The following is a 19,261-nucleotide window of genomic DNA, read 5'->3' as shown; positions in this document are numbered from 1 at the left end:
CGGAGGGACTTCTGGCCCTGGGCGCTGCGCGGGGCCCTTGGAACAGTAGGCACAAAGCTTCAACGCCCGGCGGCCGCCGTCGTTTGCCGGGGGCGGGTGGGACTTATCGGAGGGTAGCTGTGCGGACCAGCGATCAGATGGCGTCGACGCCGCTCCAGCAGTTGTTGACCGAGCTCGATACCACGGCGCAGGGGTTGACGTCGGCCGAGGCGCGCTCGCGGCTGCAGCGCCACGGCCTCAATGAGATCGCCGAGCGGCGACGAAATCCCTTGCTGACCTTTCTGGGGTACTTCTGGGCGCCGATCCCGTGGATGATCGAGGCCGCCCTGGTGCTGTCGATCGCGGCCCGGCACTGGACGGACAGCGTCATCATCGGTGTCCTGTTGCTGATGAACGGCCTGGTGGCCTTCACCGAGGAGCGTCAGGCTGCCAGCGCGATCGCCGCGCTCAAGCAGCGCTTGGTGTCCTCGACGCGGGTGTTGCGTGACGGCACGTGGGCGACCGTGGCGACTCGCGACCTGGTGCCTGGCGACGTGGTGCGGATCCGGCTGGGCGACGTCGTGCCCGCCGATTTACGCGTACTGGACGACGTGACGCTCGAAGTCGATCAGTCGGCGATGACGGGCGAATCGCTCGCGGTCTCCCGAGGCCGCGGCGAGGTGCTCTATTCGGGATCTGTATTGGTGCGCGGCGAGGCCAACGCGCTGGTATTCGCGACGGGGGCGTCGTCGTATTTCGGACGCACCGCGGCACTGGTGGAGACCGCCGGCGCGGTCAGCCATTTCCAGCGCGCGGTGCTGCGGATCGGAAATGCCTTGATCCTGCTCGCGGCGGCGCTTGTGACGCTGACGGTGGTGGTGTCGCTGGTGCGCGGCAATGCGGTGTTGCAGACCCTGGAATTTGCGCTGGTCGTCACGATCGCGTCGGTCCCGGTCGCACTGCCCGCGGTGTTGTCGGTGACGATGGCCGTCGGCGCGCGCAAGCTGGCACATCAGCAGGCCGTGGTCAGCCACTTGCCCGCCGTCGAAGAACTCGGCGGGATGGATTTGTTGTGTTCAGACAAGACCGGCACGCTGACCCAGAATCGTCTCGCGCTGGCCGCAACGTGGACGGCCCCGGACGTCGGGGATCACGATTTGCTCTTGGTCGCCGCCCTGGCCTCGCGCGAGGAGGACAACGACCCCATCGACCTCGCGGTGCTTGGCGCCGCCCCCGAGTTGCCCGAGGCGAGCATCGAACGGTTCATCCCGTTCGATCCGGTCAGCAAACGCGCCGAGGCGCTCGTGCGCGACGCTGATGGGCGCCGATTCCGGGTCACCAAAGGCGCGCCGCAGGTGATTGCCGCCCTTTGTGGCGACGTCGGCGCCACGGATCAGATCGCCGCGGTTGTCGATGGATTCGCCGGACATGGTTTCCGTTCACTCGGCGTCGCCCGAACCGAGGGTGAGGGGGCATGGCGGCTCGTCGGCGTGTTGGGACTGGCCGACCCGCCCCGCGAGGACTCCGCCGCCACCATCGCCGCGGCCCGGGCTCTCGGCGTGGAGGTCAAGATGGTCACGGGCGATCAGGTCGCCATCGGACGCGAAATCGCGCACCGGGTCGGTCTGGGAGACAACATCTTCGACGCAGCCATCCTGGACGCCGCGACCGACGACGCTGAATTGGGAGCCCGCGTCGAAGCCACCGACGGGTTCGCGCAGGTGTTTCCCGAACACAAATACCGCATCGTGCGCATGTTGCAGGCGAGGGGCCACATCGTGGGCATGACCGGTGACGGCGTCAACGATGCCCCGGCGCTCAAACAGGCCGATGCCGGCATCGCGGTCGCCGGAGCCACCGACGCCGCCCGCGCCGCAGCCGACGTGGTCCTGATGGCCTCGGGGCTGTCGGTGATCGTGGCCGCGATCCGGCAGGCCCGGGAAATCTTCGCCAGGATGACCAGCTACGCCACCTACCGCATCACCGAAACCATTCGCGTGCTGCTGTTGATCAGCCTGTCGATCGTGGCCTTGAACTTCTTCCCGGTGACGGCGGTGATGATCGTGATGCTGGCGCTGCTCAACGACGGCGCGATCCTGGCCATCGCTTACGACCATGTTCGTGGGTCGGCCAAGCCGGCGGCGTGGGACATGCGAAGTGTGCTGACCATCGCCACCACGTTGGGCGTGCTGGGGGTCGCCGAGACCTTTTTGATGTTCGTGGTCGCCGACGAGCTTTTTGCCATGCCTCACGCGGTGATCCGCACGCTGATCTACCTCAAGTTATCGGTATCCGGGCATCTGACCGTCTTCGTCACCCGGACGCACGGACCGTTTTGGTCGCGGCCGCGCCCGGCCGGCATCCTGTTGGCCGCGGTGATTGGGACACAAGCGATCGCGACCATCATCGCCGTCTATGGGCTGCTGATGACGCCGTTGGGTTGGGGCTGGGCCGCAGTGGTGTGGGCTTATGCCCTGTTCTGGTTCCTCGTTGAGGATCGTGTCAAGCTTGCGGTCAACCATTGGCTCGATCGCCGGACGGCTCCGGCTTGGTACGGCAGACCTACTGTGCCGCAGTAACTTCGGGTCTTATGGCGCTATCGGGCTTTGACGAGGTCTTCGCCCGACTCGTAGAACACGGTGATGTTCGAGCCGGTGATTACTTCGGCGAGGTAGACACCGAGCGGCTCGACCTCGTAGTAGTAGTGAACGTTGCCCTGTCGGTCCACGGCCGTCGCGCACGACAAGCCCGGCGCCCCGCAGCGTTGCTTGACGGGTATGGCGAGAACGGCCAGCGCCACCGCCACGACGATCCCGATCATGAGCGGAACCCTGCTGAATGCCCGCCTCGTCGTCGGCGTCGGATGCATCACCGTTGGAGTGTAAGCGGCATTGCCGCCCGATCCGGCCGCGGCGCAGTAGGGTTTTGCAGCTATGGCCACTGCAAACCCGGACGGCGCACCGTCGCCGCAGACCCGGGTCGAGGTACTGGGCAATATCGGGCCCAACTGGTTCGCCTCGGTGATGGGCACCGGGATCGTGGCCATCGCCGGCGCCACCCTGCCCGTGCACGTGGTGGGGCTGCGCGCATTCGCCCAGGTGGTATGGGTGATCGCCGCCGTCCTGCTCGCGGCGCTGATCGTCCTGGTCGGGGGGCACTGGATGCGCCATCCCACGGTGGCACGCACGCACGCGCGCAATCCGCAGATGGCGCACTTCTACGGCGCCGCGCCGATGGCGTTGATGACGGTCGGTGGGGGTGCGGTGCTGGTCGGCAGGGATCTGATCGGCGAGCGCATCGCGATCGACCTGGATTGGGTGCTGTGGACCGGGGGGACGCTGGGCGGTCTGTTCACCGCGGTGAGCATTCCGTTCTTGATGTTCACCCAGCACAACGTCGAGCCCGACGCGGCCTTCGGTGGCTGGCTGATGCCAGTGGTTCCGCCCATGGTGAGCGCGGCCACCGGTGCGCTGCTGCTGCCGCACATGCCGGCGGGAACCGGGCGCGAATCCATGCTCTTCGGCTGCTACGCGATGTTCGGACTGTCGTTGCTGGCTTCCCTGAACATCATCGCGATGATTTGGGCGCGGTTGACCCTCTATGGCACGTCGGGTTCCGCGCGCGTGCCGACGCTGTGGATCGTCTTGGGTCCGCTCGGCCAATCCATTACCGCCGCAGGGCTTTTGGGGTCGAGCGCGGGGATGTCCGTCGACCCCGAGCTGGCCGAGGACATGGACGCCTTCGCGATCTTGTACGGCGTTCCGGTGTGGGGTTTCGCCGTGTTGTGGATCGCGCTGGCCACCGCGCTGACCGTGCGCACGCTGCGGCGCGGCATGCCGTTCGCGCTGACGTGGTGGAGCCTGACCTTCCCGGTCGGAACCTTCGTCACGGGCACCTCCCAGCTCGCCGGCCATACCCATCTGCCGGCGTTCCGGGTGGCCGCGGCCGTCGCATACGCCGGGCTGCTGTTCACCTGGGTGCTGGTCGCCGCGCGCACCGCGCGGGGCAGCCTGCGCGGCAACCTGCTCAAGCTGCCGCCGAGCAGCACGCCGATCAGGGCCAGTAAGGAACCGGTGTCCTGAGCGGCGGCGGCCGTTCAACGCCGCCCGCGTTTCGCTCCCCGGGGTCGGTGGGTAGGCAACCCTGAGCCGATCGAAGGGCCAGATGATGGACACCAGCGAGCCGCCGCAGCGGGGCACTCCGCCCGAGACGCCCGAGCGGCTGACGCCGAACGAGACACCCGAACGACTCACACCGGCGGAGCCGCCGGAGCGGTTGACTCCGTCCGAACCGTCGGACAACAGCTCGATAGGGACTGGAGGTTGAGGATGCGCGCTGAGGAAGGCGACGAAACGGTCAACGACTACGCCGTGGAGGGAAAACAGACTCTCGGCAGGATCAACGCTTCCCAACGAGCGGGGAACCGGCTCGGCGATGTCGCCCAATGGTTTGCGAAGCTGTGGCGAGGCGGCCGCCCGGCGGAGGACAAGCCGGGCACCTCTGGATAGTCACGCGGGTGCCGGATACCGGTGGGCCCACGGGTCGGCTTCTTCGAGCTGGGCTGCCAGCTGGAGCAGGTCACCGTCGGCGCCCAGCCGTCCCACGAATTGAACTCCGAGGGGAAGACCGGCGGCGGTCCAGTGGACGGGCACGCTGATCGCGGGGCGGCCAGTGATGTTGGCGAGTTGCGTGTAGGGCACCCAGCCCAGGCTCTCCTGAACCAGTTGGTCGAGAATCCCGCTGAGCGCCATGACTTTTCCCGCTCGCAGCTTGCTGGCGATGCGGGCCACCTGTTGTAGGGGGCGCGGCGTGGCCGTAACCCCTACGCGCAAGGGCGGGGTGGCCAGGCTGGGGGTCAGCAAGCAATCGAAGGTCTCGTGGAACGCCGCCAGCGATCGGATGTGAATGTTCCTGTTCTCCAACGCAATGAGCGGCGCCAGGACGCCGGCGGACCGGGCGAGTTCGCTGACCGCCAAGGTGTCGGCCTCGAAATCACGGTCGCCCGCGCCGGTGCGTTGTCTGGCGTCGGCGACGTGCTGGTAGAGCTGGGCGAACCAGATGGTGAGAAAGTCGCGCGCCAGGGCGGCGTCGTCGTACGGCGGCGGAACCTCTTCGACCCGGTGCCCCAGATCGTGCAGCAGCGCCACCGCCCGTTCGACCGCGGCGACGGCCTCCCGGTCGGGATGCGGGGTGATCGCCGAAGACCACGAGTACCCGATCCGCAGCGTGCCCGGAGGACGCGTGATGTGGTCGGCGAAAGTGCCTCGGGGCAAGGCGACTTCGTACGCAGCGTGCGTATCGCGCCCGATGAGCGCGTCGCAGAGCGCTGCGCTGTCGCGGACGGTGCGAGACACGACGCCCTGGGTCACCATCCCGAACATCGGCTCCCCGGTCTGCGGGCCGTAGGGCGACAGCCCCCGGCTGAGCTTGAGGCCGACGAGTCCGTTGCACGCGGCCGGGATGCGGATCGATCCGCCGCCGTCGTTTGCCCCGGCTGCCGGGACTATCCCGGCCGCGACCGCCGCTCCGGACCCACCCGATGAGCCGCCGGGGGTGTGCGCGGTGTTCCACGGGTTGCGCGCCGGCCCCCAGTAATCCGATTCCGTCACGCCCTTCGCCCCGAACTCGGGGGTGTTCGTCATGGCGAAGATCACCAGTCCCGCGTCCAAGAACCGTTGCGTCACCAGCGCGTGCCGGTCGGCCACGTCGTTGGCCAGCGACCGGGAGCCACTCGATGTCGGAAAACCGCGATACTCCTGTGCAAGGTCTTTGATCACGAAGGGCACACCGGCAAACGGTCCGCACAGGGTGGGGTCGGCGGCCTGCCTGTCCGCCACATCGCCGAGGTTGCGGACGATCGCGTTCAGCCGCGGATTGACTGCGTCCGCTCGCTGCCGCGCCAATGCGAGAAGTTCGGACGGCGTCACCTGCTTGCGCTCGACCAGTTCGGCCAGCCCGGTCGCATCCAAGGACATGTATTCGGCAAGCTGCATCGGTTTCTCCTCGGGACGCTTCGCTGCATCGTATTTGAGGCGCTCTGACGCCGGGTCGGCGCCGGAGCGGCTTAGTATCAGCTGGTGCCCATGGCAGTTGAACCGTTTTCGATTCAGGGGCCCGGTGGCGTGCGCATCGTCGCCGACCGGCTGGGCGATCCTCAGGCGCGGGCCGTGGTGTTCCTGCACGGTGGCGGTCAGACGCGCCGCTCGTGGGGCAAGGCGGCCGCCGCCGTCGCCCAGCGTGGCTGGCAAGCCGTCACGGTCGATCTGCGGGGCCACGGCGAATCCGATTGGTCCGACGAGGGCGACTACCGCGTCGTCAGCTTCGCCCGCGACGTCCAGGAAGTCCTGGGCACTCTCCCCCCGCAGCCGGTGCTGGTCGGCGCCTCGTTGGGCGGGTTCACCTCGATGCTGCTCGCGGGTGAGCTTTCGCCGGGTATCGCCAGCGCGGTCGTGTTGGTCGACATCGTGCCCAACATGGACCAGTCCGGGGCGAACCGGATACACGCGTTCATGTCCGAGCGGGTGGAATCGGGGTTCGCCACACTCGACGAGGTCGCTGACGCGATCGCCGAGTACAACCCGCACCGGCCGCGACCTACCGACCTGGACGGGCTGACCACGAATCTGCGTCGCCGCGGCGACCGCTGGTACTGGCACTGGGATCCCCAGTTCATCAGCGGAACCGCAGCGTTTCCCCCCTTCGAGGTCACGGACCCCGACCGCATGCACGCGGCCGTCGACACGATCCTGTGCGGGGGCGTGCCGATGCTGTTGGTTCGGGGCCAGATGAGCGACCTCGTCAGCCAGGAGCGCGCCGACGAATTCCTGGCGCGCTTCCCCCAGGTCGAGTTCGCCGATGTCCGAGGTGCGGGGCACATGGTCGCCGGCGATCGCAACGACATCTTCGCCGATTCGGTGCTGAGTTTTCTTGCCCGGCATGTCGGCGACTGATCATTCCCACGCTGAGGCGAAAGCTGCTGTGTGCCGGGGTCTTCGCTAAATATTCTGTCGCTCACGTCAATTCGGTTGCTCGAGGCGGGCGGACGCCTTCTCGACGCCCACGCGGCCGAAACTCGCTCGCGCTGTTAGCATGCTGCCCGATACATCAAGAGAGGTGGCGTGGCCATGCGGTGGTTGCGAGGATTGGGCCTGGTCGGTGCTGTGGTCGTCGCCGCGTCGACGCTGGCGAACCCCGTGTGGGCGGCCCCGGGTGTGACGCCGGGCATGAAGGTCGAGGGTGAAAATAGCTCGTGCACAGCGGGTTTCGCAGCCCAGGGCAATGATGGCAGCTATTACCTGATGACCAGCGGCCACTGCGACGCCCACGACGGTTCGCTGTGGACGTACGGGAACGACGTACCGCTCGGGAGGATCAGCGCCAGCGAGCAGGAGGGCGACGCGAGGGACGCGGCGATCATCCACCTCGATTCGAGCGTCGGCGCCCCGGTAGGTGATGTCGGGGGCAGGTATGTGGTCCGGGATGTGTTGAACGGCGACCAAATTCGGGAGGGCATGCCGTTCTGCAAGATAGGTGCGGTCACCGGCGAAACCTGTGGGTTCGTCAAACACGTAGAAGGCGGCGTCGTCACCGCCAGCGTGTTCAGCCTCAACGGGGACAGCGGCAGTCCTGGCTTCGTGAAGAACGCCGACGGCACCGCGAGCGCGGTGGGTTTGTTGATGTCGTCACCCGACGGCGACGACAACACCACCGACTTCGTGCTCGTCGACCCGCTGCTGGGCAGGTGGGGGTTGCGCGTCTTGCCGTGACATGCGGCGCCGTGCAACGGGTTTGTCCTTCACGGGTAGCGGGTATCCCGCCCCGCGGCATTGCGGGCGTCCGTGCCGCAGTATCGGCGAGGTCTCGCCGCCTTGACGAGGCCAATGGGATAGGTAATGCGACACCAGCGACACCAAGGAGAGCAGTAGTGAAGCGTGGGATCGTCGTCAGCGTGGCGGGCGTGGCCGTAGTGGCCGCGGCGTGCGCCGGCTGTTCGGACAACAAATCAAACACCTCATCGGGTTCATCACCGTCCGCCGCCGGCCCGCAGGTCATCGTCGACGGACAGGCGCAGAACGTGAGCGGTCAGGTGACGTGCACGCCGGCGGGTGACAACACCAATATCGGCATCGGTGACCCGACCGCCGGGGTCGGCGCCGTGGTCAGTAATGCCAACCCGCCCATCGTTCATTCGGTCGGACTCGGCAGCGTCAACGGCATCACGCTCGGGTTTTCCGACGCCGCTCCCAATCAAGGCGGCAACGCCGGAGCCGCGGTGAACGGCAAGACCTACGCGATCAAGGGCACGGCGACCGGGCTCGACATGAGCAACCCGCAGCAACCGCAGCAGGTGACGAAGCCATTCGAGTTGGACGTGACCTGCCCGTAGCGCGGGCGACCTACACCCAAGAGGGGACGCAGCTATGTCTATGAAACGTATCGTCAGCGCGGCGGCGGTCGCGGCTGGCCTGAGCATGTCCGCGGTCACGTTGAACGCGGGTTCGGCGTTCGCCGCTCCGCTCGACCCGCCGCCGCCGTGCCCGAACTGCCACGGAGGTGGCGGTGGCGGGGGCAATCCCGGTGGTGCCGGCGGCCAGCAGAGCGGACCGGGCGGCCAGCAGAGCGGACCCGGCGGCGCGCCGGGCGGGCAGAGCAATCCGCCTCAGGGCGGACATGGGCAGAACAACCCACCGCAGGGTGGGCAGAACAACCCACCGCAGGGTGGGCAGAACACTCCGGCGCCCAATGAGCACGGGCAGTACCCGCCGCAGGGCGGCCCCAACGACCAGCCGAACAACCCGCCGAACGATCACGGGCAGAATCCGCCGGGCGGCCAATCCAACGCGCCCGCGAGCGAACACAACCCCCCGCCGCCGCAGCAGGGCAGGCAGGCACTCAACCCGCCGAGCACCCAGCCCCCGCACCAGCCCTACGTCCCGCGCGGGACCTACGTGAGTGGGAACGCCCAGGTGGGCGGGCCCGGGGATGCGCGGGCCGGATTCAGCGTGGTGGACCACGGCGCGCCGCCGCCGCCGCCCCCGCGGGGCCACGGCTGGAACGACGGCCCGGCTCCCGGCCACCCGCCGCCACACTGGGTGGGTGCGCCGCCCCCAGGGGGCTGGGACGGCCCGCCGCCTCCTGGCGGGTGGAACCGCCCGTGGTCCGGGCCCCAGCGTGACATCGCCGTCGCCCAGGTCGATTTCGGGCCGTTCCAGTACGACTCCTACACCGCCATCCCCGTGTTCAACTGGCAGTTCGGCGGATGGGGCTTCTGGTACATGGGGGTCTGGGTTCCGCTGTACTGACGCTGCGGCCCGGGCAGGCCGCCGAACCGAGCCGCCAACGGGCGCAGCCGTTACGGCCGGTGCGCGCGTTGGCGGGCGGCAGCCGGGTCGTCGTGGCAGGCTCCGGGAATGGATGTGCGAGAAAACGTTCGCCGCGCCATCGACGTCATGACGGCTTGGACGTCGGACAGCGGCAATGAATTCGCGTGGAGCCGCCTGGTCGAAAACGTCACCAACGAGCCCGACGGGGAAATCATGCTGTTGATGGGCTTCGTCAATCTCGCGGGCGAGTTGGGGATCAAGCTGGAGAAGGCGACCGGCCAAGAGATGCGCGCTCATCTGCAAGACATCGCCCTGAAGTACCTCTGAAGGCCGGATGAACGCGATGGAGAAGCGGTTCACCCGGGTCGGTCGCGACGGTGGCGTACTCACCATCGAGCTGACCAATTCGAAACGGCTCAACATCGTCGGCACGAGCGCCGTAGCGGAACTGACACAGGCGGTCCGCGCCGTCGGTCACGATGGTGACGTCCGGGTGGTCGTGTTGCGCGGGGCGGGGGAAGCGGCGTTCATCGGTGGCGCCGATATCAACGAGATGGTCACCCTGGACCGTTTTAGCGCCGAGGCGTTCATCCGTCGGCTCGCGGGCCTGTGTGAGGCGATCCGCGAATGTCCCGTCCCCGTCATCGCCCGGCTGGCCGGGTACTGCCTCGGCGGCGGGCTCGAGGTCGCGATGTGCTGCGATCTGCGGATCGCCGAATCCGGCGCCACATTCGGCATGCCGGAAGTGGCGGTCGGAATCCCCTCGGTGATCCATTCGGCCTTGATGCCCGCGCTGATCGGCGCATCGCACGCGGCCTGGCTCCTGCTGACGGGCGAGACGATTGACGCGGGCACGGCCGTCACGTGGGGTTTGGTGCATGAGGTGGTGGCCGCCGACGCCCTCGATTCTCGCATCGCCGACCTCGCGTCGAAGCTCGCCGGATTCGGCCCGCACGCGGTCCGGCAACAAAAGCGCCTGCTCAACAAGTGGTTCGACATGACGGTTCACGGGGCGATCGAGGACAGTATCGAGCAGTTCGGTCTGGCGTTCTTGACCGGAGAACCCCAACAGCACATGCGAGCGTTCCTCGCGCGCAAGACGCAGCGGCCGTAGACGGTAAGACGCGCACGAAATCCCTTGCTGCGCCGAAGTTTCGGCCGTACGCATGGTCCCTACTGCGGGTGGGTGGCGAGGTAGTCCGCGACGGGGATCGGGGCCGGCGCCGCGTAACCGATGGGGAGCAGGACGTCACCCGCGGTGGTGACGTAATAGACGTCCCACCGGTAGTAGGTGGGGAACACCGCCGGATCGGCCGCGATCAGCGCGGCGTATTGGTCGACCGCCCGGACGTATTGGTGCGCATGGTTGTAGCCGTAGACGGCGCGATCGGGGTCGTTGGCGAATCCGTTGGCGGCGAGGAAGCGGGCCGCCGCCATGATGCTGTCGCGGGGTGAGGTGATCTCGCCGCCCTGTCCATAGGTGGCGAACGTCGACGGCAGGAACTGCATGGGTCCTTGCGCGCCGGCCGTACTGACGCCGTTGATGCTGCCGAAGCGGGTCTCGACGAAGTTGATCGCGGCCAGATAGTTCCAGCCGACACCGGTCTCCGCTTCGGCCGCGTGGTAGTCGCTCATCAGCTCGTCGGCGGGCACCGGGGGTTCGATCCGCCACGCGGGCAGCGTGTCTTTCGCGGGTGTCATCGCCTGGAGCTGGCGACGGGCATCGAGGTTGCGGTCGTAGAGGTCGACCAATTCGGGCGGGATGCGCGGCGCGGTGATCGAATCCCATTCGGGGTGTCGCCCGATGGCCCGGTACGCGGCCTGCTCGCGGCGCGCCGCCGCCACCAGAGCCGGCTCGGTCGTCGACGGGTCACGCAACGCCCGCTCGTCGGCGACGAGGTCGTCGGCCACTTGCGCCGGATCTGCCGCCAGTTGGGGCTGCGCGCCAAGGGGCGGATTCGGTGCTTCGGCAACCGTTCTCGACACGAGCGGGGTGGCGACCGCAGTCGATGCTTGCGAAGCAACTGACCCTGCGATGGGCTTCGCCGTCGACGCCGAGCAGCCGACAAGTGCGAAAACGACCGCGCCGAGCATCATCGGCGCGGTGCGCCGCATTATCCGGATACTCACGACGCGCTCACGGCTCACGGGATCACTTCCGTCGATTCCGTGGACAGTCTTGCGCATCGACCCGTCTGACATCAATGCGGCTGACCGGGCGCCCAACAGCGGGCGGGAGCGGGCGTGTCGATGCTCAGCTGTCGCTCGTAGGACAGGCCTCCGTCGACCACGACCGCGTTGAACGTGACTTCGAGGAGCCGGATAGTTCGACATTCACCGAAAACCCCTAGGCCGTTTTGCATTTGGCCGCGGAGCTGACTTCTGTGTCGGTTCCCCGTTGACCGATTTGAGCGCCGGGTGGCGCGAGTGCCGGTAGAACGTTGAGCTGCGGATGCCTTCGAGTTGCGGCTGGCCGCGGTCCATCTCAGACTGGGGGATCAGCGTCCCAGCAGAGCGGAACAGTTATATGCCCGATGCCACGGCTGAATCAACGGCGAGACGAGCCGGCATCCGCCGAACTCCGGGCCGGGCAGCCGCAAAATTACTGGGCCGGCTTGCGCCTGCGGCTGTCGCGGCCGCGATGGTGACGGCGCTGGTCGCGGGACCGCAGACCCGTCCTTTGCTGCCGCCCGGGTGTGCCATTGGCTGGACGATGGTCGGGGGCGTATTGATCTTCGTGCCCGACTGCACGCACCGATCGCCGGTTCCTCCACCGCCGCCGGATGGGCCGCCGCCGCCGGATGGGCCGCCGCCGGATGGGCCGCCGCCCGGCCCAGCTTCGCCGCCGACCGAATAGGCCATAGGGATCTCCCCGCGAGGCCCACGGGTGCAGCGCGGCGTCGCGCCCCGGCTACGAGCGCTTCGTCGCGGCGGAATCGCTATTGGGCCGGTCGGAGAAGGTCGGAAGTTGCACCGGTTCCCCATTGCAAGCGGCGGGTGAGACGACCTCGGGCTCGGAGCGATGGGAGAACAAGTCGGATGATGTCATGAAGCGGGATCCTCAAGTTGGTTTGGCTTCGGCCCAAACGGGTGCCTGGAGCGAAGGCGATCGATTTCCTAGATGCGCTCATCTGCACAAGAAAGTGGCTAGGGGCAGTAATAATGCGAACTGCTCCCACCAATCTACACGCCGGCGTCGGAGAACGCGTCGCGCCGTGCGGCTGGCGATGATATGCCCCCAGAAACCGCGCCTCCGGATTCGCTGCGCGGCGCGGCCGGCGCGAGGTGTTCACCGCAGAAGTGGGCCGGGGGCCCGCAAAGTGCTGTGGGCTGGCGGGAAGCCTCCCACCAGCCCACATAGGGTAGAACTCGATTTAGACGGCAGTCACTCCGACTGCCTGCGGACCCTTGGTCCCCTGCTCGACACTGAACTCCACTCGTTGGTTCTCCTCGAGCGACTTGTAGCCGTTGCCCTGGATTTCCGAGTAGTGGACGAACACATCTGCTGCGCCGCCGTCCGGAGCGATAAAACCGAAGCCTTTTTCGCTGTTAAACCATTTCACAGTTCCCTGTGTCATACCTTCAACTTCTCTCATTTTGAACGGATGCCGACGGGCATCCCCGATCAGCGTAGCACGTGCGGTGTGTTGAAACGCTAATCGACTGCACCAGAATACTTTTCACGCAGCCATCGCCGGATGGCGATCCATCGGGTCGGAAGTCTCCAATGCCCTTGCTAGAGGGCAACATTCGATGGATCCGAGGCCTCGGCGTTCGGCGGCGGAGCCGCTGTGAGCGTCGACTGACGACCGCTTGGCAACAGGGTGGACCGGGCGATGTCCGCGTGCGTTCCGGACGATCCGCGGCAGCGTCAGAACCCTGTGTGGCCAGGGGGAACGCCACGGTCCGGTGCGCGGTATCGACCGGGGGTCCCCGGCTGTTCTCGGGGCTTGTCACAACGCCTGGACACGCTCAAACTGGTTGATATGCGCGACCGCGAGACGATCGATTCAGAATTGCGGCGCATCGCTCTGGGTCGCCGATCGGCCCGGGAGCACGGCGGCCAGCCGTCGTCTCGAGAGGTCGACGAACTGCTCGACGAACTCCTCGCCCACAGCGCGGGGGTGCCTCCCACCCCGGCGGCGAATAGCAGCCAAGCCCGAGTTGTCGCCGGCAGCCGGGCCCACAGCATCGGCACTGCGCGTCGCCGTCGCAAGGGCGCGCCGAGGCGCTTGACCCTTCTCGCGGCGTTGCCGCTGTCGCTGGTAGCCGTCGTCGCCGCGGTGGTGGTGATGTTTGCGGTCCACCACCGGGATTCATCGGCGCAGCCGGCGCAGACGCCGCCGTCGGCCCCGCCGCCCCATCGGATTGCGCCGAAAGCACCCGCGCCGCGCATTGACATCGCCGACGCGGCGCTTATCGCCACGTTGAAGCACGAAGGCGTACCGGTTCCCAGCCAGGATTACGTGATGGCCCAGGGGCATGCAGTCTGCGACTTCCTGGCGCACCAACCCAATTTCGCTGACGCGGTCGCGTTCGTGCAGCGATCGTCGGTATGGGACGCCGATCAAAGCGCGCAAGTCACGGCGGGCGCCATCGTCGCGTACTGCCCTCAGTCCCAGCCGACCACCCCGGACCAGCTGTCGCCGGCCTATCAGAGCGCTCTCTCCGATCTGCAGGCCATCGAGGGGAAGCTGCAGGGCATCCAAGGGGACCTGCAAGGCATCCAGGGAGACCTGGACGGCGTCCCAGGTCATCCCTTGCCGGGGCCGTCGTCGAGCAGGTAGCTCGCCGCGTTTGAGCGGCGGCGTGCCCAGATGACGATGCCGACGACGGCTGTCAGGGCCGCCACGACCGCGAGCGCGACACCGCGCGACAACACCCCATCTGTCGCCCGCTCGGCGTAGTGATCCAACCGTGGTGAGGTCTCGACGGTGGGGGCCGAAGGCTTGTTGGTGTGTTGGCTCCTCGACTGCTCGCGAAGAGCGTGCGGTGGCTGCCGGACGTCGACCGACGGGGCGGGTCCCGCCTCGGGTGCGCCCGCGGCTGGTCCCGCGGGTGGTGATCCCGGCTCCGTCGGCGAAGCGACGCCCGGGTATGCGGCCGCCGGCCCGGGGACCGCTTCGGAGGGTGGGCGCTGGTGCGGGTCGCGGTCGCGGCCCTGTCGCGGCACCCAAGCCTCGTCTCCCAGCTCGTCGGGAATCAGCCACATCAGCAGCGCGAAATTGACCACCGCCAGCAAACCGTGGAGGACGATGTCAGCCGCGTGGAATCCCAAGGGCGTCGGCGTCGTGCGCGCGGTCGCGACACTGCTGAAAAACAACAACATCGTGTAGGCCACCGCACTCAGCGCGGTGACAGTCACTGCCGCGCGGCGATGGCCGACGGCCGCGATGGCCGCCACACCCAGCGCCAGCACTATTGCGCTGTGCGCCGGAGCCGATGTCAGGCCGAGAACCGGGGCGCCGGTGGGCCCGGCATGCGGGTGCAGGACGGCCGAAACCAGCCCCGCAATGCCGAATGCGCTCACCAGGACGCCCTCGGCCAACAGCAGCTAACGCCCGCTGCGGAAACGCCCCGGGTCCATCCGGACCCTGCGCAAACCGGACGTCAACCCGGGCACAGGCCCCGCCGTAACCGGCATCGCCACCTCCAGCCCGAACAGCAAGTCTTGCGACGTCGGCTACCCACTTCGGCCACGAATACTCGGAAGTATTTGCCGACGGCTGACCTAGGCCGCGTGACCCCTTGGATCCGGACGAGGCCCGTCCTGTGGCACCGGCCGACGCGTTCAAGATGCGGTCACCGGAGGCGCACCATCAGCCGGTAGCACAGACACTTCCACCGGCGTTTATGTGGCGAAACCAAAACCAGCGGAGCCCCCTGTCAGGATTGAACTGACGACCGCTCGCTTACAAGGCGAGTGCTCTACCACTGAGCTAAGGAGGCGGGGTCAAACCGGGTCAAGCGTAATCGGTCAGTCGCCCGTTTCGATCACGCGCGTTGATCGCACCGCCCGCGACGAGGGGCGGCGGCGGCCCGGCAGCGGGATGCGGTCGGCGATGTTGCTGAGTGGGTTGACCACCATGGTGAGCGCGACGACGGCGTCCTGCAGCGTGGCGATCGCGGGCTCCAGCGCTTCCATCCCGGGCGTGAGCCGCGCCAGGGTGTCGGCGACGTCGGCGAACTGGTCCAGCGGCCCGTTCCGGGCTGTCAGCTTGTCGACCAGGCCGCCCTCGGCCAGCAGCCGATCCGCCAGCCCGTCCTCGGCCAGCAGCCGCTCGATCAACCCGTCCTCGGAGACAAGCTGATCGGCCAGGCCGCCGGGCTGCAGCGTGCGGTGCAGACCCCCGCCCTCCGCGGTCAGGCGGTCCAGCAGACCGCCGTCCGACGTCAACATGTCGACGACGCCGCCCGGGCGCAGCAGCCGGTCGATCGGCCCGTCGGGCGCCACCGCCCGCCCGAGTGGCGCGTCGTCGTCCAGCAGCCGGGCGAGCCGGTTCGCCCGCACGATCGCGTCGTCGATTCCGAGCATGGACGTCATGGCCGTCCCGGAAGTACCGCCATCACCCAGGGCCCGTTTCGCCACACCCACCGCCGCGCTGGCGACGGTCAGGCTGGCGTCCGCTGCGGCGAGCCCCACCCGGGCCGGGGCGGTCGCGGCCGAGACGATCCGTGCGGCGAGGTTCATCCCACGAGTTTATTCGCGACGCGACCGCGGCAAGACCCGCAGGTCCAAGGCGATGCGAGGATTCCTGGCAGACTACTATCAGAGTGTTGGCACTGAGCTTTCAGCAACCACACAGCCTTCACATAGCTAACGTACAACTAAGGGTGGAGAACCGATGACCGCGGCAACGCCAAGCGAAACGAAACCGGAGGCGCGCGTCCTGGTGGTCGACGACGAGGCCAACATCGTCGAACTGCTTTCCGTGAGCCTGAAGTTCCAGGGGTTCGAGGTGTACACCGCGACCAACGGAGCGCAAGCCCTGGACCGGGCGCGCGAGGCCCGTCCCGACGCGGTGATCCTCGACGTGATGATGCCCGGGATGGACGGGTTCGGCGTGCTGCGGCGCCTGCGCGCCGACGGCATCGACGCCCCGGCGTTGTTCCTGACGGCACGGGACTCGTTGCAGGACAAGATCGCCGGCCTGACCCTCGGCGGTGACGACTACGTGACCAAGCCGTTCAGCCTCGAAGAGGTGGTCGCCCGGTTGCGGGTCATCCTCCGGCGCGCCGGCAAGGGGGGAGCGGAGCCCCGCAGTGCCCGGCTGACGTTCGCCGACATCGAACTCGACGAGGAGACCCACGAGGTGTGGAAGGCCGGCGAACCGGTCTCCCTGTCGCCCACCGAATTCACGCTGCTGCGTTACTTTGTCATCAATGCGGGCACGGTGTTGAGCAAGCCCAAGATTCTCGATCACGTGTGGCGGTACGACTTTGGAGGTGACGTCAATGTCGTCGAGTCCTATGTGTCGTATCTGCGGCGCAAGATCGACACCGGCGAGAAGCGCCTCTTGCATACCCTGCGGGGGGTGGGTTATGTGTTGCGGGAACCGCGCTGAACCCGCGCTCGGTCACCGGCGGTAGCGAAGACCCACCCCTGATGGCCAAACAGCCTCGACGTGGATTGCCGCTCCGGGTGGGGCTGGTCGCCGCCACCCTGGTGCTGGTGGCGTGCGGCCTCGCGGCCTCGGGCATCGCGGTCACCTCGATCCTGCGGCATAGCCTGGTCAGCCGGATCGACCAGACGCTGCTCGACGCGTCGCGTGGCTGGGCCCAGGCCCCGCGGCGGCAATCACCGCCGCCCTACGAGGGCCCGGACCCGGCCCGGCCCCCGTCGAAGTTCTACGTGCGCGGCATCGGGTCCGACGGCACCGCGTTCACCGCCATCAACGACCGCAACTCCGAACCGGCACTGCCGCCCAACAACGACGTGGGGCCCAATCCGACGACGTTGCCGTCGGTCAACGGGTCCGACATCCTGTGGCGCGCGGTGTCGGTGCGCGGGCCGCACGGCCTGACGACCGTCGCGATCGACCTGTCCGACGTCCAACACACGGTCAGCTCGCTGGTCTGGTTGCAGATCGGCATCGGGGTGGCGGTGCTGGTGGTGGTCGGCATCGCCGGCTTCGCGGTGGTGCAGCGCAGCCTGCGCCCGCTCTCGGAGGTCGAGCAGACCGCCGCGGCGATCGCCGCCGGCCAGCTGGATCGCCGTGTGCCGGAACGCGATCCGCGCACCGAGGTCGGCCGGCTTTCCCTCGCCCTCAACGGAATGCTCGCGCAGATCCAGCAGGCGCTCGCATCCTCGGAGTCGTCGGCCGAGAAGGCCCGCGGTTCCGAGGAGCGGATGCGGCGGTTCATCACCGACGCCAGCCACGAGCTGCGCACCCCGCTGACGACCATCAGGGGCTTCGCGGAGTTGTATCGCCAGGGTGCCGCACGCGATGTCGCCATGCTGTTGTCGCGCATCGAAAGCGAAGCCAGCCGGATGGGGCTCCTGGTCGACGACTTGCTGCTGTTGGCCCGCCTCGACGTGCAGCGACCGCTCGAACACAACCGGGTCGACCTGCTGGCGCTGGCCAGCGACGCCGTGCACGACGCGCAGGCGATGGATCCGAAACGCAACATCGCCATGGAAGTCCTCGACGGCCCCGGCACCCCGGAGGTGCTCGGCGACGAGCCGCGGATCCGGCAGGTGCTGAGCAACCTCGTCGCCAATGCCTTGCAGCACACGCCGGAGAAGGCCGACGTCACGGTCCGGGTCGGCACCGCCGGCGACGACGCGGTGCTCGAAGTCGCCGACAAGGGCCCGGGCATGACCGAGCAGGACGCGTCGCGGGTGTTCGAGCGGTTCTATCGCACCGACTCGTCGCGGGCGCGGGCCAGCGGCGGGACCGGGTTGGGGCTATCGATCGTCGATTCGCTGGTGCGCGCGCACGGCGGCGCCGTCACGGTGAGGACCGCGCCCGGCGAGGGCTGCTGCTTCCGCGTGACGCTGCCGCGCATCAGCGAGGTGCCGGCGCAGGAGCCGATTCACGCCAACTGAGCCAGGGCCGCCTTGATCTTGGCCTGCGCCTCGTCGAGGGATTCCGGTGACGGGTTCCGGTCGACGTTGGCGAAGCCGAAGTCGCTCAGGCGACGGGTGGGGAACACGTGCACGTGCAGATGGGGAACCTCCAGCCCGGCGATGATCACCCCCGCCCGCTCGGTTTTGAAGGCCTTGCACACCGCCTTGCCGACGAGCTGACTCACGGCCATGATCCGGGCGAACGTCGCGCCGTCGACGTCCTGCCACTGATCGATTTCCGCCCGCGGCACGACCAGCGTATGCCCTTGGGTCATGGGCTCGATCGTCAAGAACGCGACGACGTCGTCGTCCTCGTAGACGAAGCGGCCGGGAAGTTCACGGTTGATGATCTTGGTGAAGATCGACGCCATGGCCCCAGCATAGGTGCGTCGAAGTTCTCCGCTGGGCGCGCCCGCTTGCGACAGCCGCGCGGCCTCCTCACTCCTCCTTGCCGAACTGCATGACTTCGAGGTTCCAGTACCCGCGCATGTTGGTGATGAGTCCGGCTTCGTTGACCGCGTAGGTGAACACGCCACGCACCGAGCTCGTGAAGCCGCCCTCGAACTTGCTGTTGAGCACCAAGATGTGGGCGATCTCGTCGGGTGAGCTCGACGGGAACGTCTCCTCGCACGTGATGGAGAGCTGATTGGCCGCGATGTTGGTGTCGAAGAACGCCCCAACGGCTTCCTTGCCGCGGACCCCGGTGCCATCCGGGTTGGTCACCGATTTGCCGATCGGGTCCTCGATGACGACGTCGTCCGCCATCAGGGCCAGCCAGCCCTCCCGGTCGTGCGCTTGCACGCACCGCCACGAGGCTTGGGAGGCCGCCAGCGCTGGTGTGGCCTGGGATGCTTGCGCTTCTTCGGCTTTGGTCATTTCCGTTCTCCTG

The 19,261-nt window shown here is 67.8% G+C and carries 19 protein-coding genes, 1 tRNA gene and 1 pseudogene; 12 read left to right on the top strand and 9 right to left on the bottom strand.

Annotation, left to right across the window (positions count from 1 at the left end; all coding sequences use genetic code 11):
• The first annotated feature begins 137 nt into the window (after positions 1–137).
• Complete coding sequence (locus tag G6N51_RS16075; RefSeq protein ID WP_083168640.1) at positions 138–2,558, top strand: plasma-membrane proton-efflux P-type ATPase; 2,421 nt, start codon at positions 138–140, stop codon at positions 2,556–2,558.
• 17 nt (positions 2,559–2,575) lie between these two features.
• Here the strand turns inward: G6N51_RS16075 and G6N51_RS16070 are convergent, their stop codons facing one another.
• Positions 2,576–2,848: a hypothetical protein gene (locus G6N51_RS16070; RefSeq protein WP_083167873.1), complete on the bottom strand. Its 273-nt coding sequence runs from the start codon at positions 2,846–2,848 to the stop codon at positions 2,576–2,578.
• 64 nt (positions 2,849–2,912) lie between these two features.
• On the opposite strand from G6N51_RS16070, the gene G6N51_RS16065 reads away from it, so the two are divergent.
• Together G6N51_RS16065 and G6N51_RS16060 are read left to right on the top strand one after the other, a co-directional pair.
• Positions 2,913–4,061, top strand: coding sequence for a TDT family transporter (locus G6N51_RS16065; RefSeq protein WP_083167877.1), 1,149 nt, complete (start codon positions 2,913–2,915; stop codon positions 4,059–4,061).
• Positions 4,062–4,307: 246 nt separating this feature from the next.
• On the top strand, positions 4,308–4,487 hold the full coding sequence (locus G6N51_RS16060; RefSeq protein WP_083167881.1) for a hypothetical protein: 180 nt from the start codon (positions 4,308–4,310) through the stop codon (positions 4,485–4,487).
• On the opposite strand, the gene G6N51_RS16055 is transcribed toward G6N51_RS16060, so the two are convergent.
• The gene (locus G6N51_RS16055) at positions 4,488–5,972 is read right to left on the bottom strand and encodes an amidase (protein WP_083168643.1); all 1,485 of its coding nucleotides are present in this window, start codon (positions 5,970–5,972) and stop codon (positions 4,488–4,490) included.
• 90 nt (positions 5,973–6,062) lie between these two features.
• Between G6N51_RS16055 and G6N51_RS16050 the strand changes: the two genes are divergently transcribed.
• The 6 genes from G6N51_RS16050 to G6N51_RS16025 all read left to right on the top strand — a co-directional run bounded on the left by G6N51_RS16050 (position 6,063) and on the right by G6N51_RS16025 (position 10,416).
• Positions 6,063–6,929 carry an alpha/beta fold hydrolase gene (locus tag G6N51_RS16050; protein WP_174814393.1) on the top strand — a complete coding sequence of 289 codons (867 nt, stop codon included), beginning with the start codon at positions 6,063–6,065 and terminating at the stop codon, positions 6,927–6,929.
• Positions 6,930–7,097: 168 nt separating this feature from the next.
• Positions 7,098–7,745 carry a chymotrypsin family serine protease gene (locus G6N51_RS16045; protein ID WP_083167885.1) on the top strand — a complete coding sequence of 216 codons (648 nt, stop codon included), beginning with the start codon at positions 7,098–7,100 and terminating at the stop codon, positions 7,743–7,745.
• A 158-nt stretch (positions 7,746–7,903) separates the two neighbouring features.
• Complete coding sequence (locus tag G6N51_RS16040) at positions 7,904–8,365, top strand: lipoprotein LpqH (protein WP_083167890.1); 462 nt, start codon at positions 7,904–7,906, stop codon at positions 8,363–8,365.
• Positions 8,366–8,405: 40 nt separating this feature from the next.
• Positions 8,406–9,281 (top strand): MAP_0585 family protein, encoded by an 876-nt coding sequence (locus tag G6N51_RS16035; RefSeq protein ID WP_083167895.1) that lies wholly within the window; start codon positions 8,406–8,408, stop codon positions 9,279–9,281.
• 108 nt (positions 9,282–9,389) lie between these two features.
• Positions 9,390–9,629: a hypothetical protein gene (locus G6N51_RS16030; protein ID WP_083167898.1), complete on the top strand. Its 240-nt coding sequence runs from the start codon at positions 9,390–9,392 to the stop codon at positions 9,627–9,629.
• A gap of 7 nt (positions 9,630–9,636) precedes the next feature.
• On the top strand, positions 9,637–10,416 hold the full coding sequence (locus G6N51_RS16025; protein ID WP_083167901.1) for an enoyl-CoA hydratase: 780 nt from the start codon (positions 9,637–9,639) through the stop codon (positions 10,414–10,416).
• A 59-nt stretch (positions 10,417–10,475) separates the two neighbouring features.
• Here the strand turns inward: G6N51_RS16025 and G6N51_RS16020 are convergent, their stop codons facing one another.
• Positions 10,476–11,417 carry a lytic transglycosylase domain-containing protein gene (locus tag G6N51_RS16020; RefSeq protein ID WP_083168649.1) on the bottom strand — a complete coding sequence of 314 codons (942 nt, stop codon included), beginning with the start codon at positions 11,415–11,417 and terminating at the stop codon, positions 10,476–10,478.
• A 1,259-nt stretch (positions 11,418–12,676) separates the two neighbouring features.
• Positions 12,677–12,880 (bottom strand): cold-shock protein, encoded by a 204-nt coding sequence (locus G6N51_RS16015; protein WP_083167910.1) that lies wholly within the window; start codon positions 12,878–12,880, stop codon positions 12,677–12,679.
• Positions 12,881–13,288: 408 nt separating this feature from the next.
• Between G6N51_RS16015 and G6N51_RS16010 the strand changes: the two genes are divergently transcribed.
• Positions 13,289–14,089, top strand: a complete 801-nt coding sequence (locus G6N51_RS16010; protein WP_083168652.1) for a DUF732 domain-containing protein — start codon at positions 13,289–13,291, stop codon at positions 14,087–14,089.
• Here G6N51_RS16010 and G6N51_RS16005 read toward each other — a convergent pair.
• The 3 genes from G6N51_RS16005 to G6N51_RS15995 form a co-directional block, all read right to left on the bottom strand.
• Entirely contained in the window at positions 14,056–14,850 is a 795-nt protein-coding gene (locus G6N51_RS16005) for a DUF4383 domain-containing protein (RefSeq protein ID WP_264053736.1), read from the bottom strand. The genes G6N51_RS16010 and G6N51_RS16005 overlap by 34 nt on opposite strands.
• Before the next feature lie 329 nt (positions 14,851–15,179).
• A tRNA-Thr gene (locus G6N51_RS16000) sits at positions 15,180–15,251 on the bottom strand.
• Positions 15,252–15,279: 28 nt separating this feature from the next.
• The gene (locus G6N51_RS15995; protein ID WP_083167920.1) at positions 15,280–15,993 is read right to left on the bottom strand and encodes a hypothetical protein; all 714 of its coding nucleotides are present in this window, start codon (positions 15,991–15,993) and stop codon (positions 15,280–15,282) included.
• A 154-nt stretch (positions 15,994–16,147) separates the two neighbouring features.
• Here G6N51_RS15995 and phoP point away from each other — a divergent pair, with 154 nt between their 5' ends.
• Positions 16,148–16,867 carry a two-component system response regulator PhoP gene (gene phoP / locus G6N51_RS15990; RefSeq protein ID WP_067201572.1) on the top strand — a complete coding sequence of 240 codons (720 nt, stop codon included), beginning with the start codon at positions 16,148–16,150 and terminating at the stop codon, positions 16,865–16,867.
• A gap of 41 nt (positions 16,868–16,908) precedes the next feature.
• Positions 16,909–18,367 (top strand): annotated as a pseudogene (locus G6N51_RS15985) (sensor histidine kinase).
• Here G6N51_RS15985 and G6N51_RS15980 read toward each other — a convergent pair.
• Together G6N51_RS15980 and G6N51_RS15975 are read right to left on the bottom strand one after the other, a co-directional pair.
• Positions 18,339–18,743 carry an HIT family protein gene (locus tag G6N51_RS15980; RefSeq protein WP_083167928.1) on the bottom strand — a complete coding sequence of 135 codons (405 nt, stop codon included), beginning with the start codon at positions 18,741–18,743 and terminating at the stop codon, positions 18,339–18,341. The pseudogene G6N51_RS15985 and the gene G6N51_RS15980 sit on opposite strands and share 29 nt — an antisense overlap.
• Before the next feature lie 67 nt (positions 18,744–18,810).
• Entirely contained in the window at positions 18,811–19,248 is a 438-nt protein-coding gene (locus G6N51_RS15975) for a ketosteroid isomerase family protein (protein WP_083167933.1), read from the bottom strand.
• Between the last annotated feature and the right edge of the window lie 13 nt (positions 19,249–19,261).

It is taken from the genome of Mycobacterium paraseoulense, assembly GCF_010731655.1.
GTDB classification, from domain to species: Bacteria; Actinomycetota; Actinomycetes; order Mycobacteriales; family Mycobacteriaceae; genus Mycobacterium; species Mycobacterium paraseoulense.
This window is presented reverse-complemented; position numbering and strand designations above follow the sequence as displayed.

Coding starts and splice junctions, on each gene's coding strand:
- G6N51_RS16075 (WP_083168640.1), top strand. CDS start 138: ATGGCGTCGACGCCGCTCCAGCAGTTGTTGACCGAGCTCGATACCACG.
- G6N51_RS16070 (WP_083167873.1), bottom strand. CDS start 2,848: ATGCATCCGACGCCGACGACGAGGCGGGCATTCAGCAGGGTTCCGCTC.
- G6N51_RS16065 (WP_083167877.1), top strand. CDS start 2,913: ATGGCCACTGCAAACCCGGACGGCGCACCGTCGCCGCAGACCCGGGTC.
- G6N51_RS16060 (WP_083167881.1), top strand. CDS start 4,308: ATGCGCGCTGAGGAAGGCGACGAAACGGTCAACGACTACGCCGTGGAG.
- G6N51_RS16055 (WP_083168643.1), bottom strand. CDS start 5,972: ATGCAGCTTGCCGAATACATGTCCTTGGATGCGACCGGGCTGGCCGAA.
- G6N51_RS16050 (WP_174814393.1), top strand. CDS start 6,063: ATGGCAGTTGAACCGTTTTCGATTCAGGGGCCCGGTGGCGTGCGCATC.
- G6N51_RS16035 (WP_083167895.1), top strand. CDS start 8,406: ATGAAACGTATCGTCAGCGCGGCGGCGGTCGCGGCTGGCCTGAGCATG.
- G6N51_RS16030 (WP_083167898.1), top strand. CDS start 9,390: ATGGATGTGCGAGAAAACGTTCGCCGCGCCATCGACGTCATGACGGCT.
- G6N51_RS16025 (WP_083167901.1), top strand. CDS start 9,637: ATGAACGCGATGGAGAAGCGGTTCACCCGGGTCGGTCGCGACGGTGGC.
- G6N51_RS16020 (WP_083168649.1), bottom strand. CDS start 11,417: ATGCGGCGCACCGCGCCGATGATGCTCGGCGCGGTCGTTTTCGCACTT.
- G6N51_RS16015 (WP_083167910.1), bottom strand. CDS start 12,880: ATGACACAGGGAACTGTGAAATGGTTTAACAGCGAAAAAGGCTTCGGT.
- G6N51_RS16010 (WP_083168652.1), top strand. CDS start 13,289: ATGCGCGACCGCGAGACGATCGATTCAGAATTGCGGCGCATCGCTCTG.
- G6N51_RS15995 (WP_083167920.1), bottom strand. CDS start 15,993: ATGAACCTCGCCGCACGGATCGTCTCGGCCGCGACCGCCCCGGCCCGG.
- phoP (WP_067201572.1), top strand. CDS start 16,148: ATGACCGCGGCAACGCCAAGCGAAACGAAACCGGAGGCGCGCGTCCTG.
- G6N51_RS15980 (WP_083167928.1), bottom strand. CDS start 18,743: ATGGCGTCGATCTTCACCAAGATCATCAACCGTGAACTTCCCGGCCGC.
- G6N51_RS15975 (WP_083167933.1), bottom strand. CDS start 19,248: ATGACCAAAGCCGAAGAAGCGCAAGCATCCCAGGCCACACCAGCGCTG.